Annotated in this window: 13 protein-coding genes and 1 tRNA gene; 10 read left to right on the forward strand and 4 right to left on the reverse strand. The window is 67.3% G+C overall.

What is annotated here, in order from left to right:
• The 3 genes from ABEB07_RS37910 to ABEB07_RS37920 form a co-directional block, all read left to right on the forward strand.
• Positions 1-1,658 (forward strand): LuxR C-terminal-related transcriptional regulator (locus ABEB07_RS37910; RefSeq protein WP_345672605.1); only part of this gene is annotated, 1,658 nt, incomplete at its 5' end.
• Positions 1,659-1,841: 183 nt separating this feature from the next.
• On the forward strand, positions 1,842-3,917 hold the full coding sequence (locus tag ABEB07_RS37915) for a TerD family protein (RefSeq protein ID WP_345672606.1): 2,076 nt from the start codon (positions 1,842-1,844) through the stop codon (positions 3,915-3,917).
• Positions 3,918-4,031: 114 nt separating this feature from the next.
• On the forward strand, positions 4,032-5,261 hold the full coding sequence (locus tag ABEB07_RS37920; RefSeq protein WP_345672608.1) for an HNH endonuclease: 1,230 nt from the start codon (positions 4,032-4,034) through the stop codon (positions 5,259-5,261).
• 153 nt (positions 5,262-5,414) lie between these two features.
• Here the strand turns inward: ABEB07_RS37920 and ABEB07_RS37925 are convergent, their stop codons facing one another.
• Both ABEB07_RS37925 and ABEB07_RS37930 read right to left on the reverse strand, forming a co-directional pair.
• On the reverse strand, positions 5,415-5,828 hold the full coding sequence (locus tag ABEB07_RS37925; RefSeq protein WP_345672609.1) for a PIN domain-containing protein: 414 nt from the start codon (positions 5,826-5,828) through the stop codon (positions 5,415-5,417).
• Positions 5,825-6,091: a CopG family transcriptional regulator gene (locus tag ABEB07_RS37930; protein WP_345672673.1), complete on the reverse strand. Its 267-nt coding sequence runs from the start codon at positions 6,089-6,091 to the stop codon at positions 5,825-5,827. The genes ABEB07_RS37925 and ABEB07_RS37930 overlap by 4 nt, the downstream gene beginning before the upstream one ends.
• A 641-nt stretch (positions 6,092-6,732) precedes the next feature.
• On the opposite strand from ABEB07_RS37930, the gene ABEB07_RS37935 reads away from it, so the two are divergent.
• From ABEB07_RS37935 to ABEB07_RS37950, 4 genes are all read left to right on the forward strand, one after another.
• Entirely contained in the window at positions 6,733-7,197 is a 465-nt protein-coding gene (locus ABEB07_RS37935) for a hypothetical protein (protein ID WP_345672610.1), read from the forward strand.
• A gap of 531 nt (positions 7,198-7,728) precedes the next feature.
• Positions 7,729-10,173, forward strand: a complete 2,445-nt coding sequence (locus ABEB07_RS37940) for an nSTAND3 domain-containing NTPase (protein ID WP_345672612.1) — start codon at positions 7,729-7,731, stop codon at positions 10,171-10,173.
• 109 nt (positions 10,174-10,282) lie between these two features.
• The gene (locus ABEB07_RS37945) at positions 10,283-10,717 is read left to right on the forward strand and encodes a winged helix-turn-helix domain-containing protein (protein WP_345672613.1); all 435 of its coding nucleotides are present in this window, start codon (positions 10,283-10,285) and stop codon (positions 10,715-10,717) included.
• 48 nt (positions 10,718-10,765) lie between these two features.
• Entirely contained in the window at positions 10,766-11,356 is a 591-nt protein-coding gene (locus ABEB07_RS37950) for a restriction endonuclease (protein WP_345672614.1), read from the forward strand.
• Here the strand turns inward: ABEB07_RS37950 and ABEB07_RS37955 are convergent.
• Together ABEB07_RS37955 and ABEB07_RS37960 are read right to left on the reverse strand one after the other, a co-directional pair.
• Positions 11,353-12,483, reverse strand: a complete 1,131-nt coding sequence (locus ABEB07_RS37955) for a hypothetical protein (protein ID WP_345672615.1) — start codon at positions 12,481-12,483, stop codon at positions 11,353-11,355. The genes ABEB07_RS37950 and ABEB07_RS37955 overlap by 4 nt on opposite strands.
• 239 nt (positions 12,484-12,722) lie before the next feature.
• Positions 12,723-12,794, reverse strand: a tRNA-Arg gene (locus ABEB07_RS37960).
• A 259-nt stretch (positions 12,795-13,053) separates the two neighbouring features.
• On the opposite strand from ABEB07_RS37960, the gene ABEB07_RS37965 reads away from it, so the two are divergent.
• From ABEB07_RS37965 to lysA, 3 genes are all read left to right on the forward strand, one after another.
• Positions 13,054-13,509, forward strand: a complete 456-nt coding sequence (locus ABEB07_RS37965) for a response regulator (RefSeq protein ID WP_345672617.1) — start codon at positions 13,054-13,056, stop codon at positions 13,507-13,509.
• A 279-nt stretch (positions 13,510-13,788) separates the two neighbouring features.
• Positions 13,789-14,943: an ArgS-related anticodon-binding protein NrtL gene (gene nrtL / locus ABEB07_RS37970; RefSeq protein ID WP_345672619.1), complete on the forward strand. Its 1,155-nt coding sequence runs from the start codon at positions 13,789-13,791 to the stop codon at positions 14,941-14,943.
• A gap of 24 nt (positions 14,944-14,967) precedes the next feature.
• The gene (gene lysA / locus ABEB07_RS37975) at positions 14,968-16,359 is read left to right on the forward strand and encodes a diaminopimelate decarboxylase (RefSeq protein WP_164584737.1); all 1,392 of its coding nucleotides are present in this window, start codon (positions 14,968-14,970) and stop codon (positions 16,357-16,359) included.
• Positions 16,360-16,398 lie beyond the last annotated feature (39 nt).

Consider the following 16,398-nt stretch of genomic DNA (forward strand, 5'->3'; position numbering starts at 1 on the left):
CCCGCGCCGCCCGCCGGCGCGGCGCCCCCGCGATCGCGGCGCGCCTGGGCCGGCTGGCCGCCGAACACACGCCCGCGGGGCAGCCGCACGCCGACGTCGACCGCCGGCTCACCGCCGCCGAGGACGGCCTGGCCGCCGGCGACCTGGACTTCGCCAGGCAACTGGCCCACGAGGCGCTGGCCGGCGCCGACCGGCCCGCCGACCGGGTCAGGGCGTGGAACGTCGTCATCGACTCCTGCGGCCAGGCCATGGCCGAGATCGCCGACGTCTTCCCCGAGGCCGTGCGCGACGCGCGCGGCGACCCCGCGCTGCTGGCCCCGCTGCACTACCGGATGAGCTGGCGCGAGTGGATGGTGGGCGGCTCCGCGGCCCGCGCCCACGGCCACGCCGTCCGCGCCGCCCAACTCGCCGCGCGCACCGGCGACCGGCACACCGAACTCATGGCGCTGACCCAGCAGGCCGCCCTGGAACTCTTCCTGGGCCACCCGAAGGCGGAGGCGACCCTGGCCGCCGCCCTCGCGGCCCCGCACGACGCGCACGCCATGACCCACCACAACGGCCCGCTCTACCTCAAGCACCGCTTCCACCTGGTACGCGACGAACTCGACGAGGCCCACGCCGAACTGCGCGGCCTCGTCTACACGTTGCGCCAGCGCGGCTCGGCGGACAGCCTCAGCCAGTGCCTCGTCGGCCTCGCCCAGGTCGAGATCTGGCGCGGCCGCTGCCGCCCGGCCCTGACCGTCGCCCGGCAGAGCCTGCGCATCACCGAGGAGGCGGGACTGAGCCCGGGACCCGCCTGGTACACCCTCGCGCTGGCCGAGACGGCGGCCGGCGACCTGCCCCGGGCCCTTGCCGCCGCCGAGACGGCCGGACGGCACAGCGAGGACGACGACGACCGCCTCTTCCTGCCCAGGGCCCTGCACGCCGAGGGCAGAATCAGACTCTTCGCCGGCCAACCCGCCCACGCCGTCGAACTCCTGCGCCGCACAGCCGACTTGGAGTCGGCCCAGGGCCAGCGCGACCCGGCGACCCGCCGCTGGCACGCCGACCTGGCCGAAGCCCTGGCCGCCGCCGGCGCACCCGAGGAGGCCGAGGCGGTCGTCACCCGAGCCCGCCACCAGGCCGAACGCCTGGTCCGCCAGGGCGTCCTGGCCACCCTCGACAGAGCCACGGCGACCGTGACCGCGGCCCGGGGCGACCTGCCGCGAGCGGCGCGGGAACTGTCGGCGGCAGCGTCCCGCCTGCACCGCACCGGCTACCCCTTGGAGGAGGCCCGCACCAGACTCCTCCTGGCCCGCGTCCACCGCCGCGCCGGAGACGAGCCGTCCGCCCGCCGCGCCTTCACCGACGCCCTCCACCTCTACACCAAGTCCGGTGCCCACCCCTGGGCCACCACCACCCGCACCGAACGCGACCAGGTCCCCGACACCCCCGCCCCGCCCCCGCCCACCCCCGGCGCCTGGACCGAACACCTCACCCCCACCGAACGCGACGTCGTGGCCCGAGCCGCCCAGGGCGCCACCAACCGGGAAATAGCCACGTCCCTGGTCCTCAGCGTCAAAACAGTAGAAGCAGCCCTGACCCGCGCCTACCGAAAACTGGGCACCAAATCCCGAGTGCAGCTCACCAGACTGATCCTGACGAGCCCCACGACGTAGCGCGCCGAGCCGGCCACCGTCTTCGATCCGCCGCTGGACAAGTACCGAACGACCCCTTCCGCCTCGCTCCATGGGCACTACAGTTACTTGTGTGCGACGCGTCACTCTGCGTCGTGCTGTGAGGCGGCCGGGCGGGAAGTTCCTCGTGTCCGGTCTGCGTAGGGTGGGGGCATTGTGCATGAAATGATCAAGGGCTCGAACGTCTCTCTGGGAGCCCTGAGCGAGGACACCGGTTCGGTGCTGGTCAGTCTGGGCTGGGGGAGCCCGACCGGCGAGGGCGACGCGGACGTGTCCGTCCTGCTGCTGGACCAGAACGGCAAGGTGCGCAGCGACACCGACTTCTACTTCTACAACAACCCGGTCGCTGCCGACGGAAGCGTGCAGTTGCTGGGCAAGACACCGACGGCGCACGGTGACGAGGACCGGATCAGCTTCGACCTGACCGCCGTTCCGTCCGACGTGGAGCGCATCGTCGTGGCCGCCAGCCGGTACGGCGAGGCCCGCTTCGGCGAACTCGAGGACGTACGGCTGACGCTGGCGGACGGTGCCGGTGAGGACCTTCTCCACTTCGCCATCGACGACGCCGACTCGGTGAGTGCGATCATCTTCGGCGAGCTGTACCGGCGCGCGGAGGCATGGAAGTTCCGCGCCGTCGGCCAGGGCTACGCCACCGGCCTCGCCGGTCTGGCGACGGACTTCGGGGTCGACATCGAGGACGACGCGGCAGCGGTGGAGGCGCAGGCGCGGGAGAGCGCCGCGGCCGACGACCGCGCGGACCGGCCGGCGCCGGACCCGGCCCCGACCCCCGCCCCGGCCGAGGAGACCGACGGGCGACCGAGCGCACCGCCGACGCCGGAGACGGCCGTACCGGCGCCCCGCCGGTCCGAGGACGAAGCGGGCCGGAAGAAGCCGGCGGCGCGCCCGCGCACGGCGAAGAAGAAGGTCACCCTGCCCAAGGTGGTCAAGAAGCCCCTGGCGGAGAACGACTCCTGGCGCCCTGCCCGGCTCTTCCCGGTCTCCTCGCTCAAGAGCGACCGCGACCGGGAGACTCGGGCCACGTCGGTCCTGCTGTCGGTGATGGCGCAGGTGCCGGAGTTCGGCAGGCGGCTCACCGCCGCGTTCGGGGCGCCGGCCGGCCGGATGGAGACGTTCACCGAGGTCACGCTGCCGCACGGCGACACCCCGCGCCGCCCTGACGGGGTGATCCGCGTCGAACGCGCCGGAAAGCTGTGGACGGCGCTGGTCGAGACGAAGACCAACGGCAACGCCCTCAAGTCCGACCAGGTCCAGGCGTACATGGACATCGCCGCCCGCCGCGGCTACGAGGCCGTCATCACCGTCTCGAACGATGTCGCGCTGGAGGGCAGTCCCCTGGTCGACGTGAAGGTCGACCGGCGGCGCAAGCACAAGGTGGGGCTCTGGCACCTGTCCTGGGCGGAGGTCGCGCACCAGGCGCAGCTGCTGATCCGGCACGAGGGCGTCGGCAACGCGGCACACGCCTGGCTGCTCCAGGAACTGCTCCACTACCTCCAGCACGACAACTCCGGCTGCCACGGCTTCCAGAACATGGGCCCGGCCTGGGTCCCGGTGCGCAACGGCATCGACGACGAGACCCTGTGCCAGGGAGACCTGCGCGCCCTGGAAGTGGTGGAGAGCTGGGAACGGCTCGTCCGCCAGGTGTGCCTGGGCCTGGGCGGTGAACTGGGCCAGAAGGTGCTGCCGGTCCAGCGCACCAAGCGGGGGACGGACCCGGGCGCCCGCCGCAGCGGCCTCGCGGACCGGCTCTGTGCTGACGGAAAGCTCCAGGCGGAGCTGCGCATCGAGGGAACGCCCGGCGTCCTGACGGTCACCGCCGACCTGCGCACCGGAAAGCTGCGCACCTCCATCGAGATCCCGGCGCCCGGGCAGGGCTACCCGCTGTCCTGGGCGAAGCGGCTCGTCCGCCACCTGTCCGACGCACCGGCGGACCTCCACGTCGAAACCCTGGTGGAGGGGGAGACCGGCGGCCCCCGAGGCACCCTGGAACGCCTCCGCCCCGAACCGGCGGACCTCCTCCCGAAGGACGGCACCACCCGCGTCACCGGCTTCCGCCTCTCCCTCCTCAAGAGCATGGGAAGCACCCGGGGCAACGCGGAAACGGGCTTCATCCGCAGCGTCGACGACGCGGTCCACCGCTTCTACACGACGGTGGTCATCCACCTGGACCGCACGACACCCCGCCAGGGCCCGTCGAGGGAGAACACGACGACATCCGCCTGAACCGCGGCCGCTGCCCCGCCCACAAGGCGAGATCGCCGGTGGGCGGGGCCTCCCAGACAGTGCAGGCACTACACGCCGCATAGATTGTCGTACCGTCCGACTAATCTTCGGCGTATGGGGCTTGGCGACATCAGGTACGAGGACGTGATCGCGGCGACCGAAGAGTTCCGCCGTCTGGGCCGGGACGACTTCCTCCTGAAATACCGCTTCCGCCGGGCGACGTCGTACGAACTCGTCCTGGAGGGCCTTCGCTACGACTCGAAGGCCATCGTCGGCGTCGCCCACGGGCACGCCACCGGCGACGTTCTGGGCCCGCGCGATTTCAGCGGTGGCGCGGCCACGGTGGCGCGATGCCTGCGCGAACTCGGCTTCGTGGTGGAGACCGGAGGAATCCCGCTGAACCGTGCGGTCCTGCTGGAGCGCCTGAGGAAACTCAAGGCATCCCGCGGCCCCGGCAATCCGTCCCCCAGCCGTCACCAGCCGTTGAGCCTCCTGTGGGCGATGAGCCGCGCAGCCGACGGGCCGCCCCGCATGACGCCGTGGCCGCGATGGCGGGACGAAGTCGGCCCGCTCCTGGCCGAGTTCGGCCTCCCCAACGCGAAGGCCACACCGGAGTACCCCTTCTGGCATCTCCGGGGCAGCGGACTGTGGGAAGTCCAGGGCATACCGCCGACGTTGGCCGCAGACATGCCGAAGGTGAGCATCCTCGCCGCGCACGACGCGCAGGCCGGCTTCACGGAAGAGGCCGCTGTCCTCCTCCAGGACCCGGTGACCCGCCTCGACGCCATCGCCACGATCTGCGAGACGTACCTCCGCGGCGTCGACCGCCAGGCCCTCTTCAACCGAATGGGTCTGGCCGGATACACCACGGCGGGCAGCCTGCTGAACCCGCCGGAGGCGGAAACCAGCGGCGCCGGCGTGGACGAGTACGGGCGGCCGACCGGCCCAGCCCCGCGTCGCGACGCGACCCGCTCCGTCATCGTCCGCGACGGAGCGCTGGCCAGGAGGGTCAAGGAACTCGAGGGCGACCAGTGCCAGATCTGCGGCACGCTGCTCCGCTACCTGGACCGCCCGTACAGCGAGGCGGCGCACATAAGAGGCCTCGGCAGCCCCCACCACGGCCCCGACGAACTCCAGAACCTCCTGTGCCTGTGCGCCAACTGCCACGTCCTCTTCGACGGCCTGGAGATCTACGTCGACTCCGACGGCCTGGTCAGAGGAACGAGAGGCGGCAGAGAACCCCGCCCACTCCGGCGCAACCCCAGCCACCCGGTGAACGAGGCGCACATCAGCTACCACCGCAATCTGTGCGACGTCAACACGCACGGATCTACTGTCAACTGACTTGAGTGCTCACCACCCTCCACCGACACGGCGCCGCGGAGAAGACCCCGGCAGGTTTGACGGCTGGTCAGCGCGCCGATCCCGCGAATATCCCGTCGCTGCCCGCTCGGTGCTCTCAGGTCCGGGCGGGTCGGGTGCGGTCCGCGAGCGCGGTCAGATCTTGATCACGGTCGCGCGTTCACCGCAGAGGGTGGTCAGGTCCTCGGGGTCGGAGGTCAGGATGGTGGCCGGCCCGGGTGCGGCGAGGGCCGTGGCGCTGAGCATGGCGTCGATCGCGTACTTGTGACCGTGGAGGCCGGCGCCCGCGAGGAGGGTCGCCGCGTGGCGGGCTATGGCCTCGGTGACCGGTTCCACCACGATGCGGGAGAGGGTCCACTCCAGGGCGGGGCGGTTGATCCGGGGGTGGACGACTTCCACCAGGGTGGCCGCCGAAGTGATCACGCGGAGGTCGTCGGTCCGGGCCAGGGCGAGCCAGGTCGTGACCGTCCGGTCGCGCAAGACCGCTTTGGCCAGCCCTTCGCTGTCCAGCACGAGCGTGCCGCCGGGGGCGGCGGGGGAGCGGGTCATGCGGCGTCCGCTCCGCCCTGTGCCTGCTGCTGGTTTCGGGCGTGGTGGAGCTGGTCGCGCACTGACTGGATCTCCTCGTCGCTGATGGGGCCGTGCTCGGCCTCGGCGACCTGGATGATTTCGTTCAGGTTGTCGCGCTCGATCTGCCGGGCGACAGCGGCGGCCACATAGGCGGAAAGTCCGGAGGGGCCACTGCGGGCCTTGGCAGCCTCGGCGATATCGCGCGGCATGGTGATCGAATATTTGCCGGTAGGTTCGCTCATGCTACCTATCCTACCGCTGATGCCCTTTGGTGTGTGCGCGGTATCACCACGCAGCCCGCCCGCGGCGTGCCAGCCGATGTCCGTCTGGCTCTGCGCTGGGCCGCGGCGGCCTCGCGCCCGCTCATGGACTTGCTGGATCCGCGCGTCCTGCGATCTGTTCTGACTGCCCTGCGACTCAAGCAGGACGGCACGGCGGCAGCCGCGGAGACCCGGCGTCACAAGCACAAGGTTCTGGTCCATGCCGTTCATGACACGATGGAGCAGCGCAAGCTCCCCGCTGACCCCCTGGCGCCGATCCAATGACGAGTCGCGGCAACCGCCGAACAGGTCGATCCGCGAATGGCCGCCAATCCGGCCCAGGCCCGTGAGCTGCTGGGCGCTGTCTCGTACGTCGGCAGCTACCGGGCGCATCGACGCGGTCGAGGAGTGTCCGCTGCTTCGTAAGGCGTCCGAGGTGCGCGCGATCGACTTCGCCCTGGACATGGCCGCGGCCGAACGGCTCTGCGTGGCTGCGCCCGTGGGCCGAAGAGCGGACCGCGGCGCATGGCGTCCTGGTCGAGCAGCAGCGGCAGTTGGTCGTCCGCTTCTGCGACCCCCGTGCTCTCACCGGGGCCGCGGCGGTGACGTTGCTGCCTCAGCCCATGCTCATCTCGGAAACCGCCTTCGGCCCCGATGCCACCAGAGTGCTGCTGAGGATCTGGCGGGCGTGGTGTACCGGTGCGCGGTGGGATGCCAAGCCGCTCGTCGAAGCAGCGCTCTCGGCCCAGCTGGCGTTCCACGAAGCGGTGGGGCGTCGGCGGAAAGGGAGGGAGAAGGCCGGGCAGTCGCTGGAACGGCTGACCGAAGCGTGGGCCGAGCAAGCCCGCGAAGCTGCGGCGAGGGCATCGGTCGGGAAGCCGTGGAGGCTGATCGGGGTGGAGATACCGCCTACCGGGCCGTACGCGCATGGTGCAGGGACACACGAGGCGGGCATCGGCGAGCAACTCCTGGCACAAGAGGGCGCGATGGTGGCGACCGATCTCCTCCGTGAAGCCGAGCACCGGGCCGCGCCGGCCTCCGCCCTCCTCGTGGCCTGGGACCCGAATGGCTCTGCCGGCACGGCTTGATGGCTGATCGAGACTTCGTGGCGCCTATAGCCCCAGAAAGACAAACGGCCCTCGGACGTAGGTCATTGGTGTTCCAAGCGATGGATCGCGATGAAACCGCTGGTCAGTGCCCCGATGGCAGCCACTCGCACAGGGTCAGGTGGGCCGTTGCTGTTCTGGCATGCACAAAAAAGGCCCTGACCGGCATTTCTGCTGGTCAGGGCATTGATCCGGAGTGCCCCCGGCAGGACTCGAACCTGCGCACACGGCTCCGGAGGGCATAATCCTGGGGCTGACGGGGGCGTTGCTGACCAGCGCAAACGCTCACCAGCGGCTTCGCGAGACTGATTCTCTATCGCGTACCGTGCACGGACCCGGTCTTGACGGGGCATGCTGACCTCGCGCGAGGTCCGAGTGCACGGCGTGTCAGTGCTCTGTGGTTTCGTCATGGAGGGCTGGTCGGCAACCCGTGCCAGCAGGCCGGCACAGGATGAGCTTCGGGGCGTTGGAGAGCGGCAGTGTGGCATCAGCACCTGGAGGGGGAGCCGCCAAGTGACTTCGCCTGACTACGACTTTAAAGACCTTTCGCCCTATGACTTCGAGGCGCTAATTCGAGACTTGCTCTCCGTGCATGAGGGTTTGCCGTTCTCTACCTACCGAGTTGGTCCTGATGGCGGGATCGACCTCAAAGCCCGTACGGCTGGATTGCTTCACATCGCTCAGTGCAAGCACACGCCGGACGCCTCGCGTGGGAAGCTGAAGGCCTTAGCGGTGAAAGAGCGGGATAAGCTGGCACGCTCAAAGGAGCCAATTCGGCGGTACATATTCGTCACATCGGCGGACATTACTCCGGATGCCGAAGAGGAGCTGCGGTCCGAATTTACAGGAACCGCTGAAACGGTTGAGGTTCACGGAAGGGGGTGGCTTAACGCGCTTCTAGCATTGCACCCCGAGATGGAACGTCGGCATTTTAAGCTGTGGATCAAGTCCTCGATGGCCATTAAGCAGATGCTTGCTGGAGGTGTATTTCTTCGAGGGCAGTCGAGAGCCCAACGAATCCAGCAAAATTATCTTCGCTTCGTTCACCACGAGCTCTGCGATCGCGCTGACAGGGTGCTGGAATCCACAGGTGTAGCGCTCATTACGGGTTCACCCGGTGCGGGTAAGACTGCTGTCGCAGAGTATCTAATCTTGCAGTGGTGGAAGCGAGGCTATCGAGTCATTGTCGACCCGAGAACCGTGGATAGCTGGTGGGAATGGATCGAAGATGAAATCCCTACCATATTCTTCTTCGATGATGCGTGGGGGCAAACTCGACTGCACGATCACGCGACCAGTCACTACGACAAAGACTTTGCTGAGTTCCTGATGGCGATTTTGGAAAAGAACGCCACTGCGAATGGATCTCAAACTAGAGGCAAGGTTGCTGTGGTGACCAGTCGATCGCAGGTGCTGCACGAGACTCGGCGTTTTAGCGACGCCACAAGCGTGGTGCTTGAGTATATGCCGGCTTCCGTCATCCCGGTGGGGCTGCTCACCTCCGAAGTGAAGTCGAGGATTCTGTTCAATCATGTCAATGCTGCTGTTGTGGACGAGCAGGCTAGGCGAGAGCTGGCCGTTGGGGATTGGTGGAGGAGGGTATCCGGTCATCAGAACTACTCCCCCCGCATAGTGGAGCTTGTTACGGCTAGACGTCATTTTGCCTCAGGGCGTCAACTGATTAAAGAGCTCGGTGAGGCGCTGGACGACCCGCGGCAGGTTTGGCAAACGTCGTTCAATACGTTCTCCCCCCTTGAGCAGCTACTTCTCTGCACTCTTGCGGTGTCTGACTCGCAGGGGGTGACGCGTGAGGCCATCATTGCGCGTCTTCATGACTACTCTCCCACCGAATTCGGGAACGCGATTAGTCGGCTCGCTGGCACGTGGATTGAGCGCTCATACGTGAGCGGGTCTGACATGCTTACACTTGCCGATCCGAGTCAGCGAGATTTTCTGATTCAGCTTATTGCGCGCGAACCACTTGTCTGCCTTGACTTGATCAAGCACGCTTGCTCTTTCGAGGATCTAAAGGTCCTATGCGACCGGGGAAGAGCGCCCGAGCTTGAGTATCAACCCTCCCTGTTCTCGTTGGAAAATGATTCATTGCGAACTTCTATGGACGAGTGTGCTCGACCGCTTTTGGCTGTCATGCGCACTATGTGGGATCGGCGACTTGAGGGTGTCGATGTCGTTCCTAGAGGTGTCCTCACACTCCCTACCGACGTCTTCGTTGATCTTTTTTCGACTTTTGCCGAGATGGTCATCTATCATGCGGACCGGTATTCCGGTAAAGGGGTATCCGAACTCGCTCTTGACGGCTGGTTTGAGTCCAACATGGGCAAACTGATGGAGCTGCTGGCGGATACCGATATGGGTTCTTCTTATGAATCCATGGATGCAGTCCAGCAGATTTACCATGCCTTTCGCAGTCTGGCTCGGTACACGGAGTTTTCAGGCCCCTGGTCTGAGCATATTGAAGTATTGCGAGGTGCAATTCGAGAAGCTTGGGGAGTCTGGGATGCGGAGGCGTTGCGAGTATTCGGACCCGGTGGGTACTGGTCCGACCTTGTTGATGCCCTAATAGATTTCCCGTATCTTTTTGAAGAGCTCGGGTTTCATGAGGCGGCTGCTTCTATATTCCACTTGGAGGCGCTCGATGAGGAAGTCAGCTCTCGGATCGAAAATGATCCGAATGATTCTGATTGGGCGCAAATCCTTGATGATCTAGAGAATCTCTGTGAATCGACTCTGTCGGAGTCGCGAAGAGTTCTTAGGGGTTATGGAATCCTCCATGAGGATGACTCTGATCTTCTCGAAGAGGAGGTGGCTTCGCCGAGGGGTATTGATGTGAATGAGCAAGTGGAACGTAAAATATCCACGGGGGGCGTTGAAGCGCTTTTTCACTCCTTGGCTAATCCGTTGGCGGACGATGAAGGCGTCCGGGGAAACGCTGGGTGAAACAATGCGAGGCTCAGTGGGAACCTTGCTGATTGAGACCGGCATGGGAAGCTGGAACCAGACATCCGTTGCGGGAAGACGTTGGTGAGGCCGAGGAAGGGGAGGCCGCGTGTCGCGGGCCAGTCCGCGAGGTACGTACTTGCAGGTCTCTGAGTCGCTGCGCCAGCAGATCGAGTCGGGGGACCTTGGTGACGCTTTGCCATCAGAGGCCGCTCTGATGAGTTCCCACGGCGTCTCCCGCAACACCATCCGGCGTGCTCTCAAAGTGCTCGAAGCTGCCGGCGTTGTGTCGTCGGCTCCCGGCATCGGATGGCGAGTCGCCCGGGAAGGTGACCGGCGTTCCCTCGCAGAGAGGATGACAGACCTGATCGTTGAGGACTCACTCTCGTCAGGCGACCCGTATCCATCGGAAGCGAAGCTCTGTGACCGATTCGCAGCCTCCCGTACTGCCGTACGCCGTGTTCTTGCCCAGATGGAGGGAAACGGCCTACTCGACACGGTTCACGGCAAGGGGCGAACCGTGCGCGCTCTCCCGACGCCTTAAAGATAGAGAAGGAGCTTGGCTGGGCCGACTAGGGCCTAGGATGCGCGCATGGTCACTGAGGGGGATTCAGAGCCCAAGCGCCCACGAAGCGCGCGTCACCGATGGCGGGAGTACGAGCAGGAAGTTGCCACGCTCGTTGACAGTCTCGATGCGGGCACGGCGGTTCAGCACAACCGTTACGCCGTGGGACGCATAAGCGGAGTGCGGCGGCAGCTGGACGCGGTGGTAGAGGGACACCTCGCCGGGCAGCACGTATGCATCGTGATCGAGGCGAAGCTCTACAAACGCAGCGTGAGTATCGGCACCATCGACGAGTTCATAGGCAAAATGCTTGATGTCGGCTGCGACCGAGGCGTGCTGTATGCGGCTGGTGGCTTCACCGATGGGCGCTCTCACGCGCGAGCAACGCTCGGAACCCTGCGGTGCGTTCTTCTAACCCCGAGCATCGGGCCTGTGGCCACTGTCCACCGTGACTCGCATGGAGCGCCGGATGTCATGGAACGGATGCCCAACCTTGCGGAATCGGCGCTAGAAGCACACCTCAATGTAATTGTCGGCTACAACCGCACGGCCGAGTACGAAAAGTGGGTGGCGTCCGGGCATACAATGCTCTACCGGCAGCATCAGGATCGGCGCTAGGGGGCGTCCTCCGAGTTCTGCGGGTCTTTGGGTAGTTGACCGCGCCTTAGGAGGGCGCGGCCAGCAGCCAGCGTGGAATGAATTGCGGGGGCGGTAATAGGGATCGACCCTTCTCCTCTGCGGCGAACGATGCTAATGAAGGCGCCTTCGATGCGGCCATCTACCACTGAGCCATGTACGAGAAACGGTTTAAGTTCCTCAGGTTGAGGGGGAACGTGTACCAGCACCATTCCGCCTCTTGGTGTCATAAAAGTCTCGATTTCGAGAAAGTCGGGCGGAGGGTAAAGGTGATGTTCAAGGGCGCCTTGATATCTTCGCACGGTGCCCGCATTTAGTGGTACGGGGCAGAGGCTGTGAATTACTTCCCCGCCTGGCACTTTTTTCCCTCTCATGCCGACAACGACGATCCCGCCGTGTTCCGCGTTGGCGAACCTGGCCACGGCCTGAGCCAATGAAATCTTTCCGTGAGGGCTATTCAAGTCGTAGTGACTGCTTTTAACGTCGAGCCAAGGGCCTTCCTGTTGGCCGACCAGGACTTCGGCGTTCCCTGCCCTAAGTAGGTCGAGCGTGGTTTCTCGTGTGAGTTCCCCGCTCTTTGCTGCACTCAGCAGTGTAATGGCACCGCTGGCGATGGAGTAAAGATCTTCTAGTGTTCGTGAGCGGATGCTGCAATCGATGTTGAGCTTCCACATGAAGGGAGCGGTGAAGCTCTCTGCGGTACTTATGTCGCGCAAGGTCGCCCTATGTCTGCGCAGATAGTGCTGCAAAATTCCTGCGAACATCTCCATGGGGGGTTCAAACGGGTCTTCGTCAGTGCCTGCGGAAATTTCTGCCGTTACGGCCAGACTTCCGTCAGAAACCTCGAATTCAATCGGCCCCGGTCTTGAGTTCGCATCGTCGAACTCTCCGAGGTCCTCCTCGGAGACGTACATACTCACGATATTGCCTGGGTGCCCGTCGCTGGACCATGCGTCGATGAGGTTCATCATTGTGGCTCGGTAGTCTGCCGCCTTGATTGCCGATAGCTCTGAGCGGTGGAACACGTAGCCGAGATCGTGATAGTCCCGCTCCGTTGTGCCGAAGCGGAGCGTCTGCGTACGTCGGTCATAGCGGATGGTCTTTGGCAACGTTGCTCCTCGTGTAGAGGTGAGGCGCCGTTTGAGGTAGTTCGCGGTCTGGTGCTGCGCGACCCCTGGGGCGCACGGGCTCATGATGCTCAACCGTGCGGTCGTGACCCCTCTAGCGCAGGTCTATCGCGATCAGCGCGCAGCAACGACAAAGAGCGGGACCCAGTGAGACTGGTTCCCGCTCTTCATGCTTGGCATCTGCGCTGGTCAACCGCATCATCGTGCTGGTTGAGGCGAAGTGCCCCCGGCAGGATTCGAACCTGCGCACACGGCTCCGGAGGCCGTTGCTCTATCCCCTGAGCTACGGGGGCGTGTCGGGTGCGGTGTTCGCGCCCGGCGACGAGTAGAACACTACCAGCTCCGGCGGGGTGGTCATGAACGTTTACCGGGGCGGGGAGTGGTGCCTCGCCTCCGTGGTGGGCGGTGGGCTGCGTGGGCGGCCCGGTGTCCGGTCGTGTCCGTCCTCCGTGTGGAAGTGCCCGCGTCCACCTCCGTACCCCCCGTCCCCCGGACGGGGTGGAAGTGGGGAAAACCCGGACGCGACGGCCGGACTAGACCTACTCTCGAGTTGTGTCAGGCGCTTCGGGACGGGTGCTTGTTGTGGACGACAACAAGGTCATCCGGCAGCTGATCAGGGTCAATCTCGAGCTTGAGGGTCTCGAGGTCGTGACCGCGGCCGATGGTGCCGAGTGTCTGGATGTGATCCATCAGGTTCGGCCCGATGTCGTCACCCTCGACGTCGTCATGCCCCGGCTGGACGGCCTCTCCACCGCCGCCCAGCTCCGTGCCGACCCCCGTACCCGTGACCTTCCTCTCGCCATCGTCAGTGCCTGTAGTGAGCGTGAGGTCGAGGCCGGGGTCGACGTCGGGGTCGACGCGTTTCTCGCCAAGCCCTTCGAGCCCGCGGAGCTGGTGCGCGTCGTGCTGGGACTGGTCGAGGGGCGGGGGCGGCAGGCCGGCGCCGCCGGGGACGGTCCCTCCGGGCCCGGAGGGACCGGGCGGTGGGCCGGGCGGTCCGGCGGCTGATCCAGCCGACTCCCCCTGTCTCCGCCAGCACTTCCTGTCTCCGCCAGCGCTTCCGGTCTCCGTCGGCACCCCCAGTCCTCGGCGGGCCTTTCAGTCCTCGGCGGGCCTTCCAGTCCTCGGCGGGTCTCGCGGATCTCGTTCAGCTTCCGGCGGATCCCGGTTCCGGCGGGCCTTCCGGGGCCCGTGCGTCAGTAACCAGAAGTATCCGAACGTCCACATGCCGATACCCCGGCCAAATCCACTCGCCTACCCACCCCCCTCCTCCCCTACGCTTGTCCCGTGACCCCCGTCGAGCTCTCCCGCACCGTGCTGCACGCGGTGCATCGCGCTGTCGACGTGGGGGAGCTGAGCGTCGCCGTGCCGGAGCGCGTCCGTGTGACCCCGCCCGGGCCCGGTGGCTGCGGTGACTACGCCACCAACGTCGCCCTCCAGCTCGCCCGCCCCGCCGGGCAGCCCGCCCTCCGTGTCGCCGACGTACTCCGCGCCCACCTCCTCGGCCTCGACGGCATCCACGACGTCTCCGTCACCGGGCCCGGGTTCCTCAACATCAGCCTCCGCGAGGCCCACGCCGACGCGGGGGCCCGGCGGCTCGTCGAGGAGATCCTCCGCCGCGGGGAGCGGTACGGGCACCGTGAGCACGCCGGCCCCGGCGCCGAGCCCCAGGCCGTCGTCCACGTGCGCTGCCCCCGCGAACCCCGCGCCCTCGTCCACGCCGACGTCGTCGCGCGGCTCCTCCGCGCGACCCGCACCACCCCCACCGCCGTCCGCGTCAGCCGCACCGGCCCGCCCCCGCCCCCCGCCACGCCCGGGTGGGCGGACCTCCTCGTCGTCACCGACGACGAAGCCGCCGAGGCCACCGACGCCGCTGCCACCCTCGACGCGGACCGCGCCGCCCCCGTCGACATCCGCCCCGAGACCGTCGACATCCGCCCCACCCCCCTCCCCGCCACCGCCCTCGGCGACCTCCTCGCGCTCGGTCCCGACGCCGCCCGCTGGGCCCTGCTGCATCCCGCGCCCCACGACCGGCCGAGGGCCGACCCCGCGTACCTCGTCCAGCGCGAGAGCAACCCCCTCTTCCGCGTCCGGTACGCCCACGCCCGCACCCGCGCCCTGCTGCGCAACGCCGCCGATCTCGGCTTCGGACCCGAACCCGGGCCCCTCGACCGGCCGGAGGCAGCCACGCTGCTCACCGTCCTCGCCGATCACCCCCGCGTCCTCGACCGCGCCGCCACGCACCACGCGCCCGACGCTCTCGCCCGGCACCTCGTCACCGTCGCCGATGCCGCCCTGCCCTGCCTCCTGACCGTGCTGCCGCTCGGCGAGGAGAAACCCTCGGCCGCCCACCGCGCCCGGCTCGCCCTCGCCGAAGCCGCCGGGACGGTGCTGGCCGGCGGCCTGTCCCTGCTCGGCATCGACGCACCCGACCACCTCTGAGAGAGTCCAGAGAGACACACCGACATGAGCCGTTCCGCACACCCCGCCGGGCCCCGCCACGCCGATGTCCTGCCCGAAGGCCATTACGCGGCCCCGCCCGCCGACCTCAACACCCTCGACCCCAAGGTGTGGGCGCAGACCGTCGAGAGGGGGGCGGACGGCGTCGTGACCGTCGGCGGCATCCCCGTCACCCGGATCGCCGAGGAGTTCGGCACCCCGGCGTACGTCCTGGACGAGGCCGACTTCCGCGCCCGCGCCCGCGCCTGGCGCGACGCCTTCGGACAGGACGCCGACGTCTTCTACGCCGGCAAGGCGTTCCTCTCCCGCGCCGTCGTGCGCTGGCTCGACGAGGAGGGGCTCAACCTCGACGTCTGCTCCGGCACCGAACTGGCCACCGCGCTCTCCGCCGGGATGCCCGCGGACCGCATCGCCTTCCACGGCAACAACAAGTCCGCGGCGGAGATCGAGCGGGCCGTGCACGCGGGGGTCGGGCGGATCGTGCTCGACTCCTTCCAGGAGATCGTCCGCGTCGCGCACATCGCCCAGTCGCTCGGACGGCGGCAGCGGGTGCAGATCCGTATCACCGTCGGCGTCGAGGCGCACACCCACGAGTTCATCGCCACCGCGCACGAGGACCAGAAGTTCGGCATCCCGCTGGCCGGCGGGCAGGCCGCCGAGGCCGTACGGCGGGCCCTGCGGCTGGACGGGCTCGAACTCATCGGCATCCACAGCCACATCGGCTCGCAGATCTTCGACATGTCGGGCTTCGAGGTCGCCGCCCACCGCGTCGTCGGACTGCTGAAGGACATCCGCGACGAGCACGGCGTCGAGCTGCCCGAGATCGACCTCGGCGGCGGGCTCGGCATCGCGTACACCAGCGACGACGACCCGCGCGAGCCGCACGAGATCGCCAAGGCGCTCACCGAGATCGTCAGCCGTGAGTGCGAGGCCGCCAAGCTGCGCACGCCCCGCATCTCGGTCGAGCCCGGGCGCGCCGTCGTCGGCCCCACCGCCTTCACGCTCTACGAGGTCGGCACCGTCAAGCCGCTGGACGGGCTGCGCACGTACGTCTCCGTCGACGGCGGCATGTCGGACAACATCCGCACCGCGCTCTACGACGCCGAGTACAGCGTCGCGCTGGTCTCCCGCACCTCCGACGCCGAGCCGATGCTCGTCCGCGTCGTTGGCAAGCACTGCGAGAGCGGCGACATCGTCGTGAAGGACGCCTTCCTGCCCGCCGACCTCGCCCCCGGCGACCTCATCGCCGTGCCCGCGACCGGCGCGTACTGCCGTTCCATGGCGAGCAACTACAACCACGCGCTGCGCCCGCCGGTGCTCGCCGTCGCCGACGGCGAGGCCCGGGTGATCGTCCGCCGGGAGACGGAGGACGACCTCCTGCGCCTCGACGTCGGATGACCGAAGGGGACACGCCCCGACACCCCCCGACACCCCAGA

Origin of the sequence: Streptomyces similanensis, assembly GCF_039543625.1 — a bacterium.
Lineage (GTDB): Bacteria > Actinomycetota > Actinomycetes > Streptomycetales > Streptomycetaceae > Streptomyces > Streptomyces similanensis.